The organism is Flammeovirga sp. OC4 (assembly GCF_000812565.1).
Classification (GTDB): Bacteria; Bacteroidota; Bacteroidia; order Cytophagales; family Flammeovirgaceae; genus Flammeovirga.
In genome coordinates this window covers 1-21,639 of record NZ_JTAM01000052.1, presented here as the reverse complement: position 1 = coordinate 21,639, position 21,639 = coordinate 1, and the positions used below count along the sequence as shown (strand labels likewise).

The following is a 21,639-nucleotide window of genomic DNA, read 5'->3' as shown; positions in this document are numbered from 1 at the left end:
ACAAAAGAAAAGAGGACTTCAATCATAATTAACTTATAACGCAAATACACGACATGAAATTTATTATTATTACTATTCTAAACTTACTACCCTTTATAGTCATCGCACAAACAACAAAAGTAGACGTGAACCTCAACGTAAAACACACCGTTGGAGAGGTTTCTACTTTCAATAGAGAAAAGTTTATTGGCGTACATGGAGGGCTTCGAGAGAATGATTGGACAAGGTACGGTGATGCCCGTCCGTTAGACATCAAAAATGATTTTATGAATGGTAAAGATGTTTATTTTGGTAGAAATACCGGAACCATTACTTACAACATCAATGCTGTACTTCGTGAAGATCCAAACCGACCAGGTTTTGTGGATCTGGATCATTTGAGAGAAAAAGGTAAAACATATAGAAATGATTACCTCAACAGACCTGATCTGTATAATTATGCTGACCGTAATAAATCACACATTTTAGCGACTCAGCACCACCCTTTCTGGCCTGATGGTACACTGACCAAAACAGGTTGGGCGTTTTCTCAAAATGATACTCAAGAGGAACCGTTTGGTACAGCCACGGGTGAATATTGTGCCCATTTTATCAAAGAATTTCATGGATCAGGAACCGAGAAACTTCCAGAATATTTTGAGGTCATCAATGAGCCGGTTTATGGTATCTTTGGATGTGAAGATTGTGGAGAAACGGATGAGGCACTAGAAAAAATCTTCAAATTCCATAATACTGTAGCACATGAGGTCAAAAAGGTGAACCCAGATATGAAAGTAGGTGGTTACACAACTGCATTCCCGAACTTTGATTACGATAATTTCCAACGTTGGGAAAAACGATGGAACAAGTTTATGGATATGAGTGGTGAAAATATGGACTTCTGGTCGATTCACTTATACGATTGGCCTACTTTTCAAGGAAAGCGTTTGATGCGTAAAGGAAGTAACCTTGAAGCTACTTTAGACATGTTGGATCACGCAAGTTATGATAAGTTTGGAGTAGTGAAACCTACCTTGGTTTCAGAGTATGGTTGTCAAGTGCATTCCATGGCCAATCAACAATGGTCACCTGCGAGAGATTGGTACTACATCACTTCGTTGAATTCCATGATGATGACATTTATGGACAGAGCAGATAATATCGCGAAAGCTTTACCATTTATTGTATTAAAAGCAACATGGGGAACCGCAAACGGTGTACCTCATAACTGGAGGCTTTTCAGAGGAGAAGATGAACCTGCGAGTCTTACCGGAACTTGGGTGTACTCTAGCTTAGTAAATTTCTATGATTTCTGGAGCGAGGTAAACGGTACAAGAGTAGACCATGTTTCTGATAATGTAGATATCCAAACGGATGCTTATGTAGAAGGAACGGTGGGGTATGTCGTCCTCAATAATTTAACAAGACAACAACAAACTGTAGCGTTAAATGTAAAAGGTTTTGATGAGGCCAACTTGAACAACGTAAAAGTACAACACCTTTACAGCAAGAGCGGTACACCAACCATTGAAGAAACAACTTTTACAACGCTTCCTTCAGAAGTACAATTACAATCAGAATCAATGATGCTGATCCGATACGAAATGAACTCGGACCTTGTAATTGACGAAACTTCTGATGAAACAAAATATTATGCAACGACTTATTACCAACCTATCGATGGGAATGTAATGACGTTCAACTTCACGGATGTGGATTTGGTAGAACATGGCGAAGCGGTACTAAGAATTGGTATGGGCAGAGCACATGGGTTGTCTTTGAAACCTACTGTAAAAATCAACGGAAAGACATTAGTTACTAATGACAATATCATGGGTGACCTTCAAGAACAGCGTAGATCGTTTTTTGGTATGGTAGAAGTGCCAATCGATTACGAATTATTGGAGAAAAACAATGTAGTGACTATTCAATTCCCAGAGTCTGGAGGTCATATCAGTAGCGTGAACATGAGAGTATTCAATTTCAGTACAGAGATTGAAAGAGGAGATGGAGACGTAACCCCACCTACAAGTGTTGATGCAGAAGATGTAGGGCAACAAATTATTTTATACCCTAACCCGAGTAAGTCAGAAAAAGTACAGTTGAGTTTTAAACGTCAATTCAATATTGAGGAAATTAAACTGACAGACATTACAGGAAAAGAGCTAAAGACAATTCCTTTAAGTGGTGAAGTGGTAGAGATCAATACAGCTGCTCTTAAAGCAGGAATTTACCTTGTTCAAATAAAAGTGGAGGGACAGGTCATTTCAAAAAAATTAATTGTGGAGTAAAAAGAGACAAATGAAGAAGATTGTAAGTTTTGGAGAACTCTTGATTCGGTTATCTTCTCCAGGAAATCAGCGTTTGCAACAGACCAAGTCTTTGAATATTGATTTTGGAGGAGCTGAAGCAAATGTGGCCGTTTCTCTGGGGCAGTTTGGAGAGCAGATAAAATACATCACAAGAGTGCCTAAAAATGATATGGTACTCAGTGCTGTTCGTCACTTGAATAGCTTTGGTGTAGACACCTCAGATATCCTTTATGGAGGGGAAAGAATGGGTCTATACTATTACGAAAATGGCTCATGTGGAAGGTCTAGTAAAGTGGTTTATGATAGAGCTTATTCTTCTACCGCTACATTGGAAAGAGGAATGCTGGATTGGGACACCATCTTCAAAGATGCTGATTGGTTTCACTGGTCGGGGATTACGCCGGCGGTTTCTGAAGGTGCCAAGGAAGCACTATTAGAAGGATTAGAACAAGCGGCTCAGAGAGGTTTAAAAATCTCGATGGATTATAATTTCAGAGGAAACCTTTGGAAGTGGGGCAAATCTGCAGAAGAAGTGATGCCGGAACTAATGGAATTCAATCATGTGATGTCAGGCACACACCCTGATGTTGATGTCTTAAATGACACGATTGAAGACTACCATTTTCAGATTGAAGGAGACAAGATAATGCAACGTTTTCCAAACTGTAAAATTGTAGTTTTTACTTCAAGGGGTGTGATCTCAAACAATCACAATACTTGGAGTGGTGCATTATATGACGGGCAGAAAGTATACAGAAGTCAGCAATATGATCTTACACATATTGTAGACAGAGTAGGAGGGGGAGACTCTTTTATGGCAGCTTTAATTTATGGTTTAAGAAACATAGAATCTCTACAAGAAGTGATTGATTTTGCGATTGCAGCATCAGCCATCAAACACACTATTGAAGGAGATCAGAATATTTGTTCTGTAGAGGAAGTAAAACATTTTATAGCAACCAACGGAACAGGAAAAATAGTCAGATAATGAAATTTTCAAGAATAGAAGTAGCCTTAAAAATGAAGGAAACAGGCTTTGTTCCTGTTTTCTTTCACAAAGATGTAGAAGTGAGCATCAATATTTTAAAGGCATGTTATGAAGGTGGAGTGAGAGTATTTGAGTTTACCAACAGAGGCGACAATGCTCATGAAATCTTCAGAAAATTAATTGATTACAGAAATGAGTTTCTTCCAGAACTTGCGTTAGGAATAGGCTCAATTGTAGATGCACCAACTGCTGCACTTTACATTCAAACAGGAGCTGATTTTGTTGTTTCTCCAATAGTCAATGAGGAAATGGCAAAAATCTGTAATCGAAGAAAGGTCGCTTGGAACCCAGGTTGTGGCACCATTTCAGAGATCTCAAAAGCAGAAGAGTTGGGCGCTGAAATCGTTAAAGTCTTTCCAGCGACACAAGTTGGTGGACCAGGTTTCATCAAAGCTGTAAAGGCTCCAATGCCGTGGACGAATATCATGCCCACAGGCGGCGTAAAACCAACTTTCGAAAATTTGAAAGAATGGTTCGATGCAGGAGCGTATTGCGTAGGGATCGGAGGTCAGTTATTTGTGAAGTCTACTGACGGCACTTTTGACTACCAAGAGATCAAAAACTTAGTTCATGATGTACGAATATATATTGAAAAATTGCAGTTGAAAACTGTAGATGTTTGATCACATTATTCATTCCATTAAAGAGGACCATTTTTTGGTCCTTTTTTTCATTTATACTAGGGCAAAAAATGGTTGTTTTGTGGTTTGCGAATAACTACTCTTTAGAAAATAAATTATTACAAAACACTTCTATTGATATAGAATGCCGACAGCATCAAAAATCCATACTTTGTTCAAGTACTCAAATGCTGAATATTTTGTACAACTTAAAAATATTTTGAAATGAAAAGACTAATCTCTATTACTTTTTTATGTCTGTTAAGTGGCTTTATTCACGCCCAAAAGACTAAACCTCAAAACATCATTATTATCCTTTCGGACGATGCAGGTTACGCCGATTTTGGATTTCAAGGGAGTAACGTAATGAAAACACCTGCTTTGGACCGTTTGGCCAAGAAGGGAACCGTATGTACTCAAGCCTATGTAGCAGGAGCCGTTTGTGGTCCATCAAGAGCCGCCTTACTGACCGGTAGGTACCAACAACGTTTTGGTTTTGAAGAAAACAATGTGCCCGGTTACATGCAAAACTACTGCTTAGAAGATGATGAAATGGGACTTCCATTAGAAGAAAAAACCATTGCAGACCACATGAAGACTTTGGGGTATACGACAGGTATCATTGGAAAATGGCATATGGGAAATACGGACCGTTTTCATCCATTGAAAAGAGGGTTTGATTTTTTCTATGGCTTCAGAGGTGGAGCAAGAAGTTATTGGGGTTTTAATGCTAAAAATCCAAACCCTAGAGAAGAAAATAACATGGAACGTAATTTCAAAAATTACGAAGAGCCAGATGAATACCTCACTGATGCATTTGCTCAGGAGACCATTGATTTTATCAGCAAAAATAAAAACGAACCCTTCTTCTTATTTTTATCCTACAATGCTGTACATGCACCAATGCACGCCAAAAAAGAAGACCTCGCACTATTTCCAGAGTTAGAAGGAAAACGTAAAAAACTAGCAGCAATGACATGGGCTATGGACCGAGCTTGTGGCAGAGTCTTCGATCACCTCAAAAAAGAAGGATTAGCAGACAATACAGTAATTATTTATACCAATGATAACGGAGGTCCTACAGATGGAAATTCTTCAGACAACAGCCCGCTAAGTGGAACAAAAGCAAGCCATCTTGAAGGAGGTGTGAGAGTTCCTTTTATCATAAAAGTACCAGGTCAGAAATTTGATAAAGAATACACTCACCCCATTAGTACACTAGATTTGCTGCCACTTTGCTATACCATTGGAGGAGGTAATACTTCAGATTTAGAAGGGATAGACGGTGTAAATCTATTGCCTTATTTATCAGAGCAAAATAAGGCCAAACCCCATCAGACATTATATTGGAAAAAGGAAAATAGAGGAGCTATAAGACATGATGATTGGAAACTTATTCGTTACCCAGATCGTCCTGCTGAATTGTACGACCTCTCAAAAGATATTTCAGAAACCAACAATTTGGCTTCAGAACACCCCGAAATTGTAAAAGATTTATACAAAAGACTTTTCGAATGGGAAACCACATTGGCAAGACCCCGTTGGCAACTTAAACGTAAATACGAAAAGGCAGCCATGGAGCGTATTGATCAATACAAACAGGAACCAATACATTAATGTGAACTAACCTTACCCAACAAGAGAAAAGGAGCACCCTTGTTCCTTTTCTCGATTTTACTACACTGTTAACTATTATACTATTTAGAAATCGGGAGATTTCTACTGATCTATAGGACACGAATGCCGCTATCTTTTAACATTCGTGCCAGTGGACTTTCTACAAAATGATTGTCTGATTACAGATTAAAAGACAAAGGTTTTATAATAACCTTCTAAAATACAGTTCTGTAGGAACGTTTTATTAAAACGTCCTCACGAACCACAATACATTACCATTTATCCTTCATAAAAGGAATTATGTTATTTAATGAAAACTTAGTTTACGATTTGATACTACTCATTCATATAAAAAACATGGCATGAAATTTCCATCCAATAAAGGAATTTAGAATTAATTATTCTATCTACAAAAGCACTTTCACGAAGCAAACAAAACAACAGCAAGAATGAAACTCTTAATCACTTTACTTACCACTTTTTTTCCATTATTAATTTTTGCTCAATCTGAGAATGATTTGGTAGAGGTATTTGAAAAAAGCTTCAAAGAAAATGATTCTATAAATCAAAGGTTTAAAACCCTAAGTTACATTCAACCACATTATTTGATTTCTGATTTTAATGGAGATGGGGTTAATGATATTGCTGTTTTAATTGTAGAAAAAGCAACCGATAAACGAGGCTTTATAGTTTTACATCCAAATACAAACAAATTCTTTATTATTGGTGCAGGAGAAGTTTTTAATCATGAAGATCAATGGGATGATCTGAACTGGGTGAATCAATGGACTATAAATACAACTAGGTCGAATGAACCTGGAATACAAGAAGGTCCGAATTTGGAATTAAAAACAGACTCAATTAAAATAATTAAGTTTGATGTTGGAGGAGGTTTAATCTATTGGGATGGAGAAAAATACAATTACTTCCACCAAACTTGCTAACATTAATATAGAATGTCGTTTTACTCAAACGACTTTAATCAACCCCACAAACAGCATAGATAGTATATGATGTTACGCCAATCCGATTTTTTCTTGAACCTCATTCGGTAAATTAAAAGTAGATATTTAACTTAGTATAGCCTGCATAGTGGTGATGGATTTGTATCCTGCTATAAGCAGACCGACTTCAATAAAAATACCTACTTTTTAAATACAAACTTCAATGCATCGAAAAAGACTGATTGTACTATTGCTATTTATTTTCAGCTTCAATTTATACGGACAAGATACTATTTGTGTGAATCAAACACTACAACACAAGATTGACTCAAAACATCTTGATGAGACGAGAGCGTATTGGGTAAGTTTACCCCTTCATTATACAGATACCCTCAGTTATCCTGTTATTTATGTTTTTGATGCAGAATGGAGGTTTGATTTAATCAGACATATTTCATTTGATTTAGGAGCCAATAAAAAAATACAGAATGCCATTGTGGTTGGAATTCCACATGTTGAAATGGAAAATAAAAGAGGGCAAGACCTTACTTTTAGCCAATCAAGAATTGAATATGATGGAGAAGCTGTTGATTCAACTTGGTATAATGCCTCTAATTCAGGTAGTGGAATGAACTTTTACCATTACTTGGTAGAGGAGTTGATTCCAGATGTCAACAAAAACTATTCGACCAACCAACATGAAACATTGATTGGTCATTCCTATGGAGGTTATTTTGGTGCCTATCTACTCTCATTAGAACACCCTTTTGAAGTGATTCATATTTACGACCCTTCTATTTGGTACAGTAACGGTGAGGTAGTAAAGCGGTTTAATGCAATAGATTATAATCAGCAAACGAAAATACATCTTACTTATCAGCCGGCACCTGCTTTCCACAAAGAGAAAATAGAAGAATTTAAAAAAGCACTTGAAGGCAATCAGTATATTGAATTGACGTCAGAACTTTATAAAGATGATACCCATAATTCATTGTTTTTAGATAGTTTTTACAAGGGAATTATGAAAACCAATCAAAAGTAAATTGTCATTACTGTAGGCTAATATAACACAAACTCAAATACCTATGAATAAGAAGAAATCCAAACAAATCATCAGAATAGCGTTACTACTTGGTACTGTCATTTCCTTATTTTTTGTACCCTGGCTTTTAGTGAAAGCGTGGATACTTCCATTGCCTGATACCATGCAAGAGCAATTAGATCAAGCAGTAGATCATGGATTTGAAGGTGTTATTGTCTATGTGGATCAAGCGGGGCATACCCCTCAATATTTAGCGTCAGGTTGGCATAACAGAGAAAAACAGATTCCGGCTCGCCCCGATGCGTTGTTCAAAATTGCCAGTATTAGTAAGCTCTACGATGCGGTGGCCGTGACGAAATTGGTGAGTGAAGGGCGTCTTTCTTTGGATAAAACATTGGCAGATTATTTACCTTCTTTGGTGGGGAGAATTGAAAATGCGGACAAAATTACGCTAAAACTTATGATTCAGCATAGAAGTGGTATTCCAAATTTTACAGATGCTCCCAACTTCTGGAGTAACCCAACAAAGAGTTATGAAGAAAGTCTTGCTTTAATTTTAGATCAACCTGCCCATTTTCAACCAGGTGAAGATTATGAGTATTGCAACACGAATTATATGTTGATCAATAAAATAATGGATGATGAGCTGGGGTATAGCAATTTTAAATTTATTCAAGATGAAATATTATCTCCTTTAAAACTCCAAAATACCTTTAGTTCTTTAAGTGAAGTAGAATTAAAAGACGTAATGAGTGGGTATCATGTAGGCTATGAGTTTGATTTAAAAGAAGACGAACACGGCATGTTAGCCACGGCGGAAGATGTAGGTATTTTCCTCAGAGCATTGAACAATGGAACTTTGTTTGCACCTGGCGAACAGGAAATCTATTCGTCCATTTATGAATATGAACATGGTGGATGGGTGCCCGGTTATCAGAGTTTTGCAGAATACAACAAGGACCTTGATGCAGTAGTAGTTGCTTTTTATAATACTACCGATGCTAAACTTTACAATTGGAACTTGTCAGAAATTATTAATAGCAGATTATTTAAAATCATAGAAAGAGAGCAAGATTAGGTACACAGTAAACGGAATTATCGTTAACTTTTAATCCATCTTTCTACAAGCATTTTTAGGACCTACTTTCAAGCTTCCTTCTTCTTCATTTTTCCATTGATGAAAAACGAAGCAAAAAATCTAGGCTTAGAAGTCAAAAGCTAAATTTTATTCCTCTCGCCTCAATGATTTTAAACTCGCTAAAGCTCAAACAAAAAAATCATTTTTAACGGCTCGTTCCATAAAATTCTTCACGCTTTTCCCTTCAAGGCCGATGAATGCAATACCAAACGAATTGAGTATAAAGTCCACTGGCGCGAATGTTAAGCGTCAGCGGCATTCGTGACCTTCAGATCATCAGAAATCTCCTGATTTCTAAAAACTACAAATAATCGAAAATTTAGTTTACAATGTGTTTAGAAATTAACTTATGAAATACCAGGAAATTAGAGCCGAATTTGACAGAGATACAATTACAGTTTATCAAGCTTACAACAAAAATATAGCACTTCCCGCACTTAAGCATCAGAAATTTGAAAAACCATTTTCATTTCATCGAATGACTTGGATCAAACCTTCATTTTTGTGGTTAATGGAACGTAGCAATTGGGGCAGTAAATCGAATCAAGAATATATATTAGGAATTAAAATCAAGAGAGAGTGCTGGGAAAAGGCCCTTTCTTTTGGGGTTTTAACTGATCCCGACAAGGAAGTGTATAGCAGTGGTTACGAATGGGACAAGCTGTTCAGAGAGGCAAAAGTACACATACAATGGGACCCTGAAAGAACCCTTAAAGGAGGGAAATTACAAGAGAGAACAATACAAGTAGGGATCAGTAGATTTTTAATTGAAGAATACAACAACGAATGGATCACCGAGATCATAGACATGACTCCATTGGTGAAAAAAATGAGTGCATTGCGGAAAGCAGGAAAATACAAAGAAGTGAAACGTTTTCTTCCAAAAGAACGACTTTATCCTATTAGTGACTCAATTGGAAAGAAAATTGGGATAAGATAAATGAAAACACTCAATTACATTGTAAACTAAGTTTTTGAATATTTATGATAGTTAGAAATCGGGAGATTTCTGATGATTTATAGCACACGAATGTCGCTTTCGCTTAACATTCGCGCCAGCGGTCTTGCTATCCAATTCATTTGGTAGTTCTACCCCCGGCCTTGAAGGAAAAAGCGTTAAGAATTTCATGGATTGAGCCGTTAAGAATGATTTTGTTGTTTGAGCGCAGCGAGTTTAAAATCAGTTAGGCGAAAGGAATGGAATTTAGCTTTTGACTTCTAAGCCTAGCTTTTTTTGCTTCGTTTTTTCAGCAATGGAAAAAATGAAGAAGAAGGAAGCTTGGAAGTAATGTCTTTAAAGATTGCAGAGGTGTCAATTGATAGTCAAAGATAATTGTAGTTTACAATGCAGAAAGTATCAAAATGCCAACTTATGATGAGAATATTTTTTGTATCAATGCTAATCTCACTTTCAGCAATGTCTTGTATTAAAATTAACGAAACCTTTGTAAGCCCTGGTAGGGTTCCAATAGCAGATTATCACGCTAGGTGTCAACCTTTTCATGAACTATGCAATTCAATTAATGGCACCCAAAATATAAAAGTGGAAGTGATAGGTCACGGAAGTAGTTCGTGGAGGTATTACCCAATGGGGATCAATAAAGATGGAGTGGTCTACGGTAATGGTTTTCAATCAAAAGCCACACCAGCGATGGATGTTAAGGATTTAATCAAAATCTCTAACTCCATTGACCCCACGATGTCTATTGAATTGGATGCTCATTATCCTCCAAAAGACCACCTCATTCGAAAAATTTACCCTGATGATGGCGCTTATGTGATGCATGATATCCCTGAGTGGGATAAAAATAAAGTGAACAACAAAAACGCGTTATCTTATCTTCATGCCAATACACTCAAAGGAATTTTGGAGTATTTTGTAGAAGAGGATTTTTATAAGAAAAGTAAAGTTTATGTTGAAATAAAGGTGGACAAAATACATTATGAAGACAGTGGAAAAGAAGAACTGGAAGAATGGTGTAATGCACTGGCCTCTGAGTTGACAACATTTGCAACACATTATCAAAGAGATGACCAAGAAAATTGGTTGTGTATTACCTCTTTTTCTCCTGAAGCATTAGATATGTTTTACAAGTCATTGAATGACTCCACATTACAATCACAATTTGATTATGTTCTCATTGCAGGGTATAAGGGAGGTATATTTAAATCTTTCTTTGCTAATATGAAAGGTTATGTACCTAAATACAATGATAGTATTCAAAATTTTATTGTTGATACAGAGTGGTTAGATTGTGTTTGGTTTTCGGAGCAAGGGTTGAATGATTTTGATTCAATTTTCACTAAGATTGTTGTTGACAGAAAAGAGAAACATCCTTCTTTTAAACCAGTAGAATTTAGTTTTTCAAATTATCAGTATAAGGAGGAAAAAATGCTAAAGAAAATCTCTAAAGCAACGCCAAAGAAATATAAAATTAGGAGCTTTATGGTGGATATAGATTATTAATAAAATAAGTACAAAATCAAAAATAAATCATAGTTAATTTTGAATTTGTACTTAAGGTTGAAATGTTATTGGTAAATCGAATATGGAACTAGTTTGCACAAATTGTAATACAGCGATCCCGACAAAAAATGTAAATATTATCACGGACTTAGCAAAGTGCGACTATTGTAATTCCGTTTACAGGGCGAGTAGTTTGTTAGATAGTTTTTCGTTGAAATCAGTAGGTCGTCCACCTTCAGAATCAAAAATGATATTGAGAAAGTTTGAAGATGATTTAGTAGAAATATTTTATCCTAAAAAGGGATTTACGTTATCTGTCATACCACAATTAATCATGCCTATTCTATGGCTAAGTTTTGTTAGTTTGTGGACGTTTCTGGCAACGCAGAGTAGTATATTATTTGCATTATTTTCAATTCCTTTCTGGTTTATTGGGTTAGGAATGTTATATGGTGTAATGAATTCTATTTTTGAATCACAAACTCTATTAATTGATAATAAGACGTTTTCAATCATCAAAAACAGACCTATTCGATCAAAAATAAAAGAAATAAGAATTAGGGATATTCAGATTGTGAGAATGAAATTATGGAAGACAAGCGCCTATAAGTTGATTGAACAATATAGTCTTTTATTTAAAATGCAAAGATCGATGGAATTTGGAGGTTTTGAAGTTCCGGCTGTCATTTCAAACACAGAAGTGAATTATTTTTTTGAAGAGGTAAATGATGCTGAGCAAGAATGGATCACATCTTTACTTCATAATTTGGTGAAAAGTAAATAAGTAATCAATGGATAATTACATCATAAATAACCTGTATGAACTTTGGGAACATATTGGTACCATCAACAATACAGTCATTGCATCCGAGGGTTTTACTGCTGTAGCAGTGCAAGATGCTGACTGGCCCAAAAGAGTTTTTGATTTAAAAGATCATGACTCAGCATTAACGAAAGTCATAGACCTTTGTAAAAAAGGGGATATCCCTGAGGTGCTCACGGTTCCAAAATCGGACGACCTTGGGAGTCATACTGGCCTAGCGTTACTCATGACGCAACAAAACATGGCCCTTGAGTTGGAATCTTTTACGACTGAAGCAACGATTACCCCAAACATCCAACAAGTAGAAACGGAAGAAGGTGCAAAGGCATTTGCAGCGACTGCTTCAAAATCTTTTGGTTATAGAGTAGACCATAAGGTGATCAATACCATTGTAAGACAATCTTCAACCATACGACTTTTCCTTTATCAAGAAGATCAGAAAAGTTTGGGTTGCGGCATTGTATTTTTTGATACAGAAAATCATGCAGGCTTGCATATGATTGGGACGCTTCCCGAAGGGAGAGGAAAAGGCATTGGAAAAAGTATGACGAAGCATTTGCTAAAAGAAGCGAAAGGTCATGGTTCAAAAATTGCCGTGCTTCACGCTTCTAAAATGGGAGAACCTATTTATACAAAGCTCGGTTTTCAGAAATATGGAGAAATAGAAACATATAGAATATTGAAGGGTGAATAACGTACTGTAAACTAGGTTTTGGTTCACTTTCAATCAATTTCTCTGTTTCATTTTATTTTAATGCAAAACGAGGGCTAGAACTAACCAACGAATTGGGTAGAAAGACCACTGGTGCGAATGTTAAGCGTTAGCGACATTCGTGTCCAACAGATCATCAGAAATCTCCCGATTTCAAAACGATAAGAATTGGAACAAAAGAGATAGGATGTTTCGTACACCATAGTTAAAACTATGGGTAGGTGATAGCCCAACCTTATCAAGACTGAAGTCTTGAAGGTTAGTTAACGTAAGCGACTTTAGTGTTGGTGGACTCCATATCACTTGCCTATGACTTCAATCGTGAAGCAGATTATTTTGATCTGCAATCAGTCCATCATTTATGAAGAAGAAAGAAACTTGAAAGTAGATCCTATCAATGCTTGTAGAAAGGTCGTTTTGGGGTAAACGATAACCTGGTTTACATTGGTAGTGATGCCTCTTTTATTTTTCCACGTCATCAAAAAATGGCAGATCTGTAATTTTGTTAATCATTTCCTTTAAACTGTTAAGCCTACGAAAATCTACACCTTTAAATTTATGGTATAGAAATACACTGTAATCGAACGTTGTTGAAAGCTTCGTTTACACGGTGATAAATACATCAAATAAACTTTTAAAATGAAATTACTCCCCTATGCAATAGTAGTGGTCTTTTTAGCCCTCATTGCATTTACCGTTATCTATCTATCAAAAAAAATCATTTATATTTTTGGAATTGAGAGTACACGTTTAGTGTATATCACTTTCAGCTTGCTTCCATTGATTTTTATGGTAGTGAGTGGTGTTTTCACAAATGCTACAGGCATGATTGGACACATCTTATACAAAACAGCATCGGTGACCATGGGTATTTACCTTTTCGTACTCCTCTCATTTTTGGTGGCGGATGGTATTGGTATTTTTGTGAAATTAAAACCATCAACATTTGGCCTAATAGGTTTTGGATTGGCATTTTGCATTACTCTTTTTGGATATTGGAGAGGAGCAAGCATACAAATTACACCAATGACAATTCCGATGGAGGGCTTAACGAAAAAAGTAAAAGCTGTTCACTTAACGGATATTCATATTGGACATTTCAGAACAAATGGTTTCTTACAAGAAATCATTGAGAAGACCAATGCACAAAATCCTGATGTAGTACTGATTACTGGAGACTATCTTGACAGTGAATACGCTCTAAAAGAAAAATATTTTGAGCCTTTGAAGCAAATTAAAGCACCAGTTTATTTTGTAGACGGTAATCATGATCATGCCACCAATATGGACAGCATTTATTCTTTGATGAAGAAAGTTGGTGTTCATGTATTAGAAAATGAAAAGGCAACTTTTGGAGAACTGCAAATTGCTGGTTTAACACACATGCTTGCCGATCGAAACTCTTTTGATATGCATGCTTCAGATGAAAAACCAACGATGGACGAAGTTTTACCTACGCTTAAAATGATCAAGGAACGTCCAACGATATTGCTTCATCATGCTCCAAACGGAATCAAATATGCCAATGAACATGGTATTGATTTATACCTCACCGGTCATACACATGCAGGGCAGATTTTTCCATTCAACTTTGTGGCGAATATGATATTTGATTATAACCGAGGTTTGCATGATTATAACGGCACAAAAATACTTGTTTCAGAAGGGATTGGTACATTTGGCCCTCCTTTTAGACTTGGAACAAAAAGTGAAATCATCGCATTAGATTTGATTCCGAAACACTAAGTCAAAAGCAAAATTTCCTTTAAGACCAATGGGGAAATACGACTAAGTGATTTTCTGAAGATATAGAAGAACAGTGTTTAATAATAACTTTTCAAAAATGTAGTCATGTAGGGGCGTTGCATTGCGGCGTCCTTACAAACAAACAATACATCATAAACTAAGTTTTCGAATAAATTTGCATTTGCTCACGAATAGATTTTAAAATAATAATCAACCTCTTCTACCCACTTAAAAATCAATTCTTGTTTTGTAATACATTAAAATGTAAATTGAAATTGTCTTTCAACAATCTAACAGCAAACTATTTTTTTGAAAGGGAGTTGGAAGTTTTTATACTAACATAAGCTATGGTGTTTATTTTTGGAATTTAAGGGATATACGCTATTGTTTATATTTAATGTTAGGCTTCATAAAGTAGATGAAATATAGATTTTTATACACTTTAGCTTTAGTTTTATTATTCTCGTGTGCTAAACAGAAGGAAATGCATGAATACGGTACTTATTCCCATAATGTTCTTAAAGGCAAAAATATTTATGGTGAAAATTTCCCAAAACATACAAAGGAATTAAGAAGACAGTTAGCTGAAAATTTGAATATGGATATAGACATTTTTGATTACAGTGAAAATAGTCTTTACGCAATCGATAACAGGTTAATTACATTAGCTGAAGAAAATAAAGTGACAGATAAATTTATCGAAAAAAATGTTTTGGCTGTTATTGCTTATTCTGGAGATGTGTACATCAAAAAACATGGTGGAAAATGGAATATGATTTTAGATGAAGATGGAGAAACATGGCAACCCTACATAAAAACATCATTTTGGAAGAATTCAGATTTATGGATTTGGATTTATAGTGGTTTTGATAATAGAAACTCAGATTATATCTATCCGAATATTACTTCATGTTATTTTGCTGTAACTGATAATTTCTTAAAATCTGATTAATAAAAAAAAGAAGCCTAATAGTAGCTAATTTCCATACACTGGGTGATGCACTCGCTGGTTGTAGTTTAGCCATTACGTAGGCTATAATTGTTTTATAAGCATAAGATGTAACTGTTAAAATAAATGGATTCGACATTACTTACTCCCAATTATAATTATCTTCTAATAGGGTACTTTGGAGTTTTTTTTATTCAGATATTGGTTCTTGTTTTAGTATTTAGGTTTGGGAAATTCGATTTTTTAAGAAAATACTATATTTATTTTTTGTCGGTATTTTCAATATTGCTTTTTCCCTCTTTTTATGCTTACAATCTATTTTGGATATCACCTGACTTAGCTGAATCTGACAGCTATATCATGCTTTTGAATATAGCAGAGAGAGTCGGTATCTTTCTTAATTTTATCAAATGGGTATTTATAGCAACATTTTTAATGTGGGTTAATAGACAAACGGAAGTGAATGTAAAATCGAAATATCTGTTATTCATTCCTTTGATTAATCTAAAAATAATTTTGAAAGGATTGAAACCAAGAAAGAAAATCAAATCATATGGTTTCTTATTCGCTTCAGTACTATTTACTTACTATCAGATAATATTTCCATTATTATTATTTGTGTTTGGCATAGATACATACGATTGGTATATGGACATAATATACAGCAGCGTAGAAGGTAGTCAAACCGAGGACTATGTTTATGGCTATACATATTACATCGATTTGATACAACATTCTACTGTTACAATTAATTTTTATTGTGCATTGTTATCAATAATAGGTTTTTTTGAATTGAAAAGGTTTAGATAAAAATAAAAAAAATAACTCTTGAACTTTCTTCAAATGAAGCTCTTGTTTTGATTGACTTCCTCATTCGATTTCGTGATGATGAAGAATTAAAAATTAAGGATCCTTCGGAAGAACAGCTCCTATGGGATTTGTGTGCGATGCTTGAATCTGATGTCCCCGAATTACTCGACAAAGATTACAAGCAACTTTTATCAAGAGCTAGGAATATTGTTAAATCAGGAAATGAAATAGAATGAATAAGGACTTAAAAGTTTCAATTACTAAATTCTTGGATCTATTCGAAGAAGTATTCGATCGTGATTGGGAATACTCTAAAGATATGATGGGTATTAAAGATGAAACAGAAGACCAGAAAAAAGCTGCAAAAGAAATGGGACTTGAATCAATTGAAATTATAGCAGGCAATGGAACTTTTATCAATCCGAAAGTAGAAGACGAAACCGAGGATTGGGGAAATAGGGGAGCTCTGCTAAATGAGTACCGAAGACTGAAAGAATATTTAGAAAATGAATAAATTTCTTAGTTTAGATTGCAGTAATTTAGAAGTTTGCAGTCCGAGTAATATCATTAACATCTTGATAGGTAAGTGTCAAGAAATTGACTAAGGAATGTATATACACCGTTGTAGTTTATTAGATAATCATGAAGAATAAACGTTTGAAAATAATTTATGCTTTTTCATTATCACCTTTAATATTTGGAAGTATTACATTTTTCTATTGGTATTACAGTAGGGTATGGTTCGCGAAAAATATTGATATTGAACTTACAGCATTCTTTACTATAATGGCTTATTTCTTATTCGGTATTATTGCTTTAATACAATGTAGTATTTACGTATCGGAACGAAAGAGTAGTTGGAAAAATATTAGAACTCCTTTAATTATTCTTCTTATTACAATCCCTATAACAGAATTATATTCATCAATTCATATTTCATTTGAGCAAAAAGCCTTCATAAATATTCTAAATGATATTAATGATTCAGAGATTGTAAGAATCTATTCTGACAATTTTGAAAAAACTAATTATAAAGACAAAAAAGATTTCATATTCTCATATTATCCTGTTTATAAGTATGATTGGACACAAGGGATTTCAGATGATTTGTATAATTATAAAATAAACAAGCTAAGAATTGAAATAAAGCTGGAAAATGATTCAATTCAAACTTTTGAATTCCCAAGCTTTTCAAAAGGACAATGTGGAACTGTAAGAGTAAGCGAAATAATTAGAAAAGAATAAAATCGAAACTATAACACTCAACGTTCAAATGCCCCTTATCTTCCGAATATTGGCAATAATTATTTGAAAATCAGCTAACGCAAACTATGAAGAAAATACTAATCTTACTTTTTTTTGTACCTACTTGTGTTTTTGGACAGCCTGTAAGACCAAAGAATTTAGCTTTTGACTTCAAAGCCTTGACACTCTTTTGCGTTAAGCCAAAAATGAAGAAGAAGGAAGCTTGAAAGTAGATCCTATAAATGTTTGTAGAAAGAACGAATAAAAGTTGATGATAATTTAGTGTATAATGTATTGAATTTAGATTTTTCTCAAACAATTCTCTTTGATATAACATTGTGAAACCATAAAATGACCTGTTGGAGTTATCTACTTTTGTGGTACAATTATTGATGAATTTGGAAGCGTAAAACACTGACATGAATTTTTTATGCTAATCATAAACATCTTTAATTTTTTGTTTCTTACTATCTATGCAATTCGACTTTTGAATCAAAATGAGGTTATTGGTAATTCGGAAGAACGAAGTATTCATGCTAATTTTTTAATAGCTGGAGTTTCTACTGGTAAATTCAAAATTAGTTAAGAAATACATTGGGTCTAAGAGTGAAAAACTCAATTCATGCTGGATGAAATGACTTAAATGTAGTAAGAAAAACAGACTTCTAAGAAATTTAAAAATACAATCTATTCGATTATTCTAGGGAGAAATATGTTCCTAGCTACTTGAGGCTATTTGACTTCTTTTTTTGCTACTTCCAATGATAATAGGTTATACATCATTATCCTTTTTTACAGTGAAATTATATTTCAAAATAGTGCTCTCTTCATATAAATTATATTAAATATGCATCTTATGAAAAAACAATTATCATTCATTTTTTTATTACTTATGATCGGGACTTCTTATGCACAAACCAAAGTGTATAATATGCCAAAATCCATTACAACAGATCATTCAAGCTTCACTTTCGAAAAAGTCAAATCTTCTACTTCTAGTTATTACATTAATTATAAGGCTAAAAACACTGGAAACGGTTACCTTATTATTGATCGTAATGAAACTACTTTATCAATGAACGAGGGGGAAGTTAGACCTACCAAAACACAATACATTTTAAAACCGGGAGACAGCAAAACGATTTACAATGAGTTCCGTGCGAAACCTCCTGTAAAGGCAAATGCAGACCAATTCTTTCTTCAAATGAAAGGCATTCGTTATGCAAAAGCACCAGGGACAGCTGTAAAAACGGAGCCTTTAACGGTAGCTGAAAAAGTAGAAAAAACGTATGGTAGTTTTCACGTAAAAGTGATGGAACACAACGTTTATTCTGATAGAGTATATGTTCAGGTAAAATGTTCGTTCCAAGGAAAAATGGGACAATTAGGTTATTTAGATCTTTCAAAAATTAATGTTTCAGGAGGAGAACCGAAGATTGTGAAAAAAGGAGACATCATCTTCCCTAACAAATCTTATACTTTCTCTATCAACATTACTCCTAATGGTGAAGCTGTTGTGATCGATTGGGCGAATGCAATTCAAGTACTTCAATTAGAAGAGGTGAGCATCGAAAATATTGATATAAGAAGTACTACTTATGTAGAAAAAGAGGTAGCAGTGAGTGAAGCACCGAAAGCAGAGAAAAAAGAAGTTGCAAAAGATTGCGAAATGAGCTTTGCTGACTTCTCTAAACTTAAAAATGACATTAAAGCTGAGATGAATGCAGGTGGAAAATTTGTAGAGATGGCCAATGAGTTTTTGATGGAAAAAGGATGCATCAGCACTGCCCAAGTAGTAGATTTGATGGGTGTTTTCAACTTGGATGGGAAAAGATTAGCTTTTGCTAAAATGGCGTTTGAGTACACTTCTGACAAATCAAAATATCATATGGCAGTTGGTAAACTATCTTATGTGAAAAATAAAGAAGCTTTGGAAGAGTTTTTAGGTCATCAATAGACTATTCTAAAGCGCTATTCAACTAGCGTTTAATCGAAAAGAGGCTGTTTCATCACTAGTAGATGTATCAGTCTCTTTTTTTGATAATGATATAGGATTATTTGAGCCATTAAAGTTACTGATGTACTAGATTGAGGGAATGGTAAATTTCAGCTATATCAACGTGCTTGACGATATTTATTCTCATGTTTTTCACTTAAAATTAAGTCCTAATTGAAGAATAGCAGTTCCTATTATTAAAATCAAAATACCCTATTCTTCTAAACCACTAAGGGAGAAGAATAGGGTATGTTCAGGTAAAATCAACATCCGGGAGCATCATCTGTTTAGAAATCAGGAGGTTTCTGAAAACTTTTAGGATATGAATGAAATTTAGTTTTTAATTTCTAAGCCTACCTCTTTTCATAATGTAAAAAGGAAGAAAAACTTGAAAGTGGATGATAATTGATTTTACAATACAGAGAATTTAGATTGGAGTAGTTTAGTTGACTTTCTTAAGCAATTCAAGTACTGCTTCTCCCGCTCCCGAAGATGATTTGTTATTTTGACCTGTTACAAGTTCTCTATCGACAACTACATGTGGAGCCCAATCTTGTTTTCCTTTAGAATAATTACCTCCAGCTAATGTAATCGCGTTTTCAGGCCAATAAGGTAATTCATCACCCCCTAAGTAGTATTTTGTTGCTACAGTTTCCTCTGAGTTGCTGAATACAGTCATGTTGTATCCTTTATAAATCCATCCTTTAGCAGGTTTCGCTTTGTCTCCTGCTTTCATGTCCTTTTCAAATGCTTTGCTATTGGGTAACGAAGATAAGAGAGCAACCGGACCATGACATACCAAGCCCGTTGGTTTTGCCTCAGCGTGGAAATGATTTAAAAACTTGCTAAGCAAATCATTGGCTACTAAATCGCCTAAAGGAGCATGACCTCCAGGTACAAATAGGGCATCAAATGTTTCAATTCCGATTTGCTCAACACGAGCAAAACTTATCACAGGACTTTTATCTATATCCGTCAGCATTAATTGATTGAAAAGTGCCTTGTGGGCATTATAGTTTTCTTTGCTTGTGTTTAGAAAATGATCAGGAGTATCTGACACTGGGTCTAAAGTTGGAGCTAAACCACTTGGTGTCGCAAAAGTCAATGTATGCCCAGCATCCATAAAGATCTTTACAGGTTCCATTAATTCATTTAAGTAAAATCCTGTTTTATAATTACTCCCACCCTTTAGTTTCATTTCTGAGACTTCAGAGATGACAACTAAGATATTTGCAGCAAGTACTGATTGGAAATTCAAGGCAAAAGCCAATACGATTAGTGATACTATTTTTTTCATCTTTTTGTGTTTTATTAAAATTGAAATTATTTTTTTATTGTGTTATACTTGATGGTTACCAGGCAATTTCCTCCCCATCGTGGATAAACTTTCCTGTAAAATCAGCGGATGTTAGACTTACTGAAGTCTTGGCTCCTTCTGGAGTTTCTAATGGAGCATTCTCACCTCCAAGCTCCGTTTTGACCCAACCCGGGTGGGCTGAATTCACTGTTATGTTTGTTTCTTTCAAAGCAGCTGCTAAGTGTACCGTAAATGAATTTAAGGCAGTTTTAGATGCATTGTAGGCAAAAGGTTTAATACTGCTCCATGGAGAACTTTCATCGCTTTGAATCGTGTTTGACCCCAAAATACTTGAGACATTAACAATGCTAGCCGCTTTACTTTTCTTAAGCAGTGGTAATAATTTTTGGGTGAGAAGGACTAAACCAAAGAAATTCACATCAAATGTTTCTCTTAAAACCTCTGCTTCCACTCGATCAGCAGAGTTAATACCTTTAGGTTCGCGACTATGTATAATACCTGCATTGTTTACCAATATGTCGAGTTGACCAAACTTGGCGTCAATCTCTTGTACTAAGGCGTTTATTTCAGTTTCATTCGTTACATTGAGTTGAACCAAATCCACATCAAGACCTTCTATTTTTAATGTATCAACTGCTTCTAATCCTCTTTCTTTATTTCTTGAAGCAATCAAAACAGTTGTATTTGCTTGTGCCAATTGTCGAGCAGTTTCAAGACCTAGTCCTTTATTTGCTCCTGTTACTAATGCTATTTTTTTCATTTTGCTATTTGTTTTAATATCATGAAGCAAATGTTGGAATTTTATGATATTAAATGAAATAGCTTATTTTCTATCATGGTATAAATTTATTGGTCTCAGAAATGGGTTTAAAA

At 34.8% G+C, this 21,639-nt stretch carries 19 protein-coding genes; 17 read left to right on the top strand and 2 right to left on the bottom strand.

Going from position 1 to position 21,639, the window contains the following annotated elements; translation table 11 throughout:
* Nucleotides 1-53 precede the first annotated feature (53 nt).
* From PL77_RS21535 to PL77_RS21445, 17 genes are all read left to right on the top strand, one after another.
* Nucleotides 54-2,270, top strand: a complete 2,217-nt coding sequence (locus PL77_RS21535) for a T9SS type A sorting domain-containing protein (RefSeq protein WP_052444620.1) — start codon at nt 54-56, stop codon at nt 2,268-2,270.
* Between the two features lie 10 nt (nt 2,271-2,280).
* On the top strand, nt 2,281-3,279 hold the full coding sequence (locus tag PL77_RS21530; RefSeq protein WP_044210137.1) for a sugar kinase: 999 nt from the start codon (nt 2,281-2,283) through the stop codon (nt 3,277-3,279).
* Nucleotides 3,279-3,962: a bifunctional 4-hydroxy-2-oxoglutarate aldolase/2-dehydro-3-deoxy-phosphogluconate aldolase gene (locus PL77_RS21525; RefSeq protein WP_253274008.1), complete on the top strand. Its 684-nt coding sequence runs from the start codon at nt 3,279-3,281 to the stop codon at nt 3,960-3,962. The genes PL77_RS21530 and PL77_RS21525 overlap by 1 nt, the downstream gene beginning before the upstream one ends.
* A 222-nt stretch (nt 3,963-4,184) precedes the next feature.
* Entirely contained in the window at nt 4,185-5,576 is a 1,392-nt protein-coding gene (locus PL77_RS21520; RefSeq protein ID WP_044210135.1) for a sulfatase-like hydrolase/transferase, read from the top strand.
* A 449-nt stretch (nt 5,577-6,025) separates the two neighbouring features.
* The gene (locus PL77_RS21515; RefSeq protein ID WP_044210134.1) at nt 6,026-6,520 is read left to right on the top strand and encodes a hypothetical protein; all 495 of its coding nucleotides are present in this window, start codon (nt 6,026-6,028) and stop codon (nt 6,518-6,520) included.
* A gap of 223 nt (nt 6,521-6,743) precedes the next feature.
* A complete protein-coding gene (locus tag PL77_RS21510; protein WP_044210132.1) occupies nt 6,744-7,562 on the top strand; it encodes an alpha/beta hydrolase in 819 nt (272 codons plus the stop codon).
* Between the two features lie 43 nt (nt 7,563-7,605).
* Entirely contained in the window at nt 7,606-8,640 is a 1,035-nt protein-coding gene (locus tag PL77_RS21505) for a serine hydrolase (RefSeq protein WP_044210131.1), read from the top strand.
* Between the two features lie 409 nt (nt 8,641-9,049).
* Complete coding sequence (locus PL77_RS21500) at nt 9,050-9,640, top strand: DUF4291 domain-containing protein (RefSeq protein ID WP_044210130.1); 591 nt, start codon at nt 9,050-9,052, stop codon at nt 9,638-9,640.
* 432 nt (nt 9,641-10,072) lie between these two features.
* Nucleotides 10,073-11,167 carry a hypothetical protein gene (locus tag PL77_RS21495; RefSeq protein WP_156152476.1) on the top strand — a complete coding sequence of 365 codons (1,095 nt, stop codon included), beginning with the start codon at nt 10,073-10,075 and terminating at the stop codon, nt 11,165-11,167.
* Nucleotides 11,168-11,249: 82 nt separating this feature from the next.
* The gene (locus PL77_RS21490; RefSeq protein WP_156152475.1) at nt 11,250-11,951 is read left to right on the top strand and encodes a hypothetical protein; all 702 of its coding nucleotides are present in this window, start codon (nt 11,250-11,252) and stop codon (nt 11,949-11,951) included.
* 7 nt (nt 11,952-11,958) lie between these two features.
* Nucleotides 11,959-12,684 (top strand): GNAT family N-acetyltransferase, encoded by a 726-nt coding sequence (locus PL77_RS21485; RefSeq protein ID WP_044210125.1) that lies wholly within the window; start codon nt 11,959-11,961, stop codon nt 12,682-12,684.
* A 657-nt stretch (nt 12,685-13,341) separates the two neighbouring features.
* Nucleotides 13,342-14,448, top strand: a complete 1,107-nt coding sequence (locus tag PL77_RS21480; RefSeq protein ID WP_044210123.1) for a metallophosphoesterase — start codon at nt 13,342-13,344, stop codon at nt 14,446-14,448.
* A 418-nt stretch (nt 14,449-14,866) separates the two neighbouring features.
* Nucleotides 14,867-15,400 carry a hypothetical protein gene (locus PL77_RS21475; protein WP_044210121.1) on the top strand — a complete coding sequence of 178 codons (534 nt, stop codon included), beginning with the start codon at nt 14,867-14,869 and terminating at the stop codon, nt 15,398-15,400.
* Nucleotides 15,401-15,757: 357 nt separating this feature from the next.
* Entirely contained in the window at nt 15,758-16,207 is a 450-nt protein-coding gene (locus tag PL77_RS32065) for a hypothetical protein (protein WP_172665919.1), read from the top strand.
* 232 nt (nt 16,208-16,439) lie between these two features.
* A complete protein-coding gene (locus PL77_RS21460) occupies nt 16,440-16,721 on the top strand; it encodes a hypothetical protein (protein WP_044210114.1) in 282 nt (93 codons plus the stop codon).
* Nucleotides 16,722-16,849: 128 nt separating this feature from the next.
* On the top strand, nt 16,850-17,452 hold the full coding sequence (locus PL77_RS21455; protein ID WP_044210111.1) for a hypothetical protein: 603 nt from the start codon (nt 16,850-16,852) through the stop codon (nt 17,450-17,452).
* 856 nt (nt 17,453-18,308) lie between these two features.
* Nucleotides 18,309-19,409 (top strand): DUF4476 domain-containing protein, encoded by a 1,101-nt coding sequence (locus PL77_RS21445; protein WP_044210106.1) that lies wholly within the window; start codon nt 18,309-18,311, stop codon nt 19,407-19,409.
* 481 nt (nt 19,410-19,890) lie between these two features.
* Here the strand turns inward: PL77_RS21445 and PL77_RS21440 are convergent, their stop codons facing one another.
* Nucleotides 19,891-20,745 carry a type 1 glutamine amidotransferase domain-containing protein gene (locus tag PL77_RS21440; protein WP_044210103.1) on the bottom strand — a complete coding sequence of 285 codons (855 nt, stop codon included), beginning with the start codon at nt 20,743-20,745 and terminating at the stop codon, nt 19,891-19,893.
* A 55-nt stretch (nt 20,746-20,800) separates the two neighbouring features.
* Nucleotides 20,801-21,526 (bottom strand): SDR family NAD(P)-dependent oxidoreductase, encoded by a 726-nt coding sequence (locus tag PL77_RS21435; RefSeq protein WP_044210100.1) that lies wholly within the window; start codon nt 21,524-21,526, stop codon nt 20,801-20,803.
* Between the last annotated feature and the right edge of the window lie 113 nt (nt 21,527-21,639).

Coding starts and splice junctions, on each gene's coding strand:
- PL77_RS21535 (WP_052444620.1), top strand. CDS start 54: ATGAAATTTATTATTATTACTATTCTAAACTTACTACCCTTTATAGTC.
- PL77_RS21530 (WP_044210137.1), top strand. CDS start 2,281: ATGAAGAAGATTGTAAGTTTTGGAGAACTCTTGATTCGGTTATCTTCT.
- PL77_RS21525 (WP_253274008.1), top strand. CDS start 3,279: ATGAAATTTTCAAGAATAGAAGTAGCCTTAAAAATGAAGGAAACAGGC.
- PL77_RS21520 (WP_044210135.1), top strand. CDS start 4,185: ATGAAAAGACTAATCTCTATTACTTTTTTATGTCTGTTAAGTGGCTTT.
- PL77_RS21515 (WP_044210134.1), top strand. CDS start 6,026: ATGAAACTCTTAATCACTTTACTTACCACTTTTTTTCCATTATTAATT.
- PL77_RS21510 (WP_044210132.1), top strand. CDS start 6,744: ATGCATCGAAAAAGACTGATTGTACTATTGCTATTTATTTTCAGCTTC.
- PL77_RS21505 (WP_044210131.1), top strand. CDS start 7,606: ATGAATAAGAAGAAATCCAAACAAATCATCAGAATAGCGTTACTACTT.
- PL77_RS21500 (WP_044210130.1), top strand. CDS start 9,050: ATGAAATACCAGGAAATTAGAGCCGAATTTGACAGAGATACAATTACA.
- PL77_RS21495 (WP_156152476.1), top strand. CDS start 10,073: ATGATGAGAATATTTTTTGTATCAATGCTAATCTCACTTTCAGCAATG.
- PL77_RS21490 (WP_156152475.1), top strand. CDS start 11,250: ATGGAACTAGTTTGCACAAATTGTAATACAGCGATCCCGACAAAAAAT.
- PL77_RS21485 (WP_044210125.1), top strand. CDS start 11,959: ATGGATAATTACATCATAAATAACCTGTATGAACTTTGGGAACATATT.
- PL77_RS21480 (WP_044210123.1), top strand. CDS start 13,342: ATGAAATTACTCCCCTATGCAATAGTAGTGGTCTTTTTAGCCCTCATT.
- PL77_RS21475 (WP_044210121.1), top strand. CDS start 14,867: ATGAAATATAGATTTTTATACACTTTAGCTTTAGTTTTATTATTCTCG.
- PL77_RS32065 (WP_172665919.1), top strand. CDS start 15,758: ATGCTTTTGAATATAGCAGAGAGAGTCGGTATCTTTCTTAATTTTATC.
- PL77_RS21460 (WP_044210114.1), top strand. CDS start 16,440: ATGAATAAGGACTTAAAAGTTTCAATTACTAAATTCTTGGATCTATTC.
- PL77_RS21455 (WP_044210111.1), top strand. CDS start 16,850: ATGAAGAATAAACGTTTGAAAATAATTTATGCTTTTTCATTATCACCT.
- PL77_RS21445 (WP_044210106.1), top strand. CDS start 18,309: ATGAAAAAACAATTATCATTCATTTTTTTATTACTTATGATCGGGACT.
- PL77_RS21440 (WP_044210103.1), bottom strand. CDS start 20,745: ATGAAAAAAATAGTATCACTAATCGTATTGGCTTTTGCCTTGAATTTC.
- PL77_RS21435 (WP_044210100.1), bottom strand. CDS start 21,526: ATGAAAAAAATAGCATTAGTAACAGGAGCAAATAAAGGACTAGGTCTT.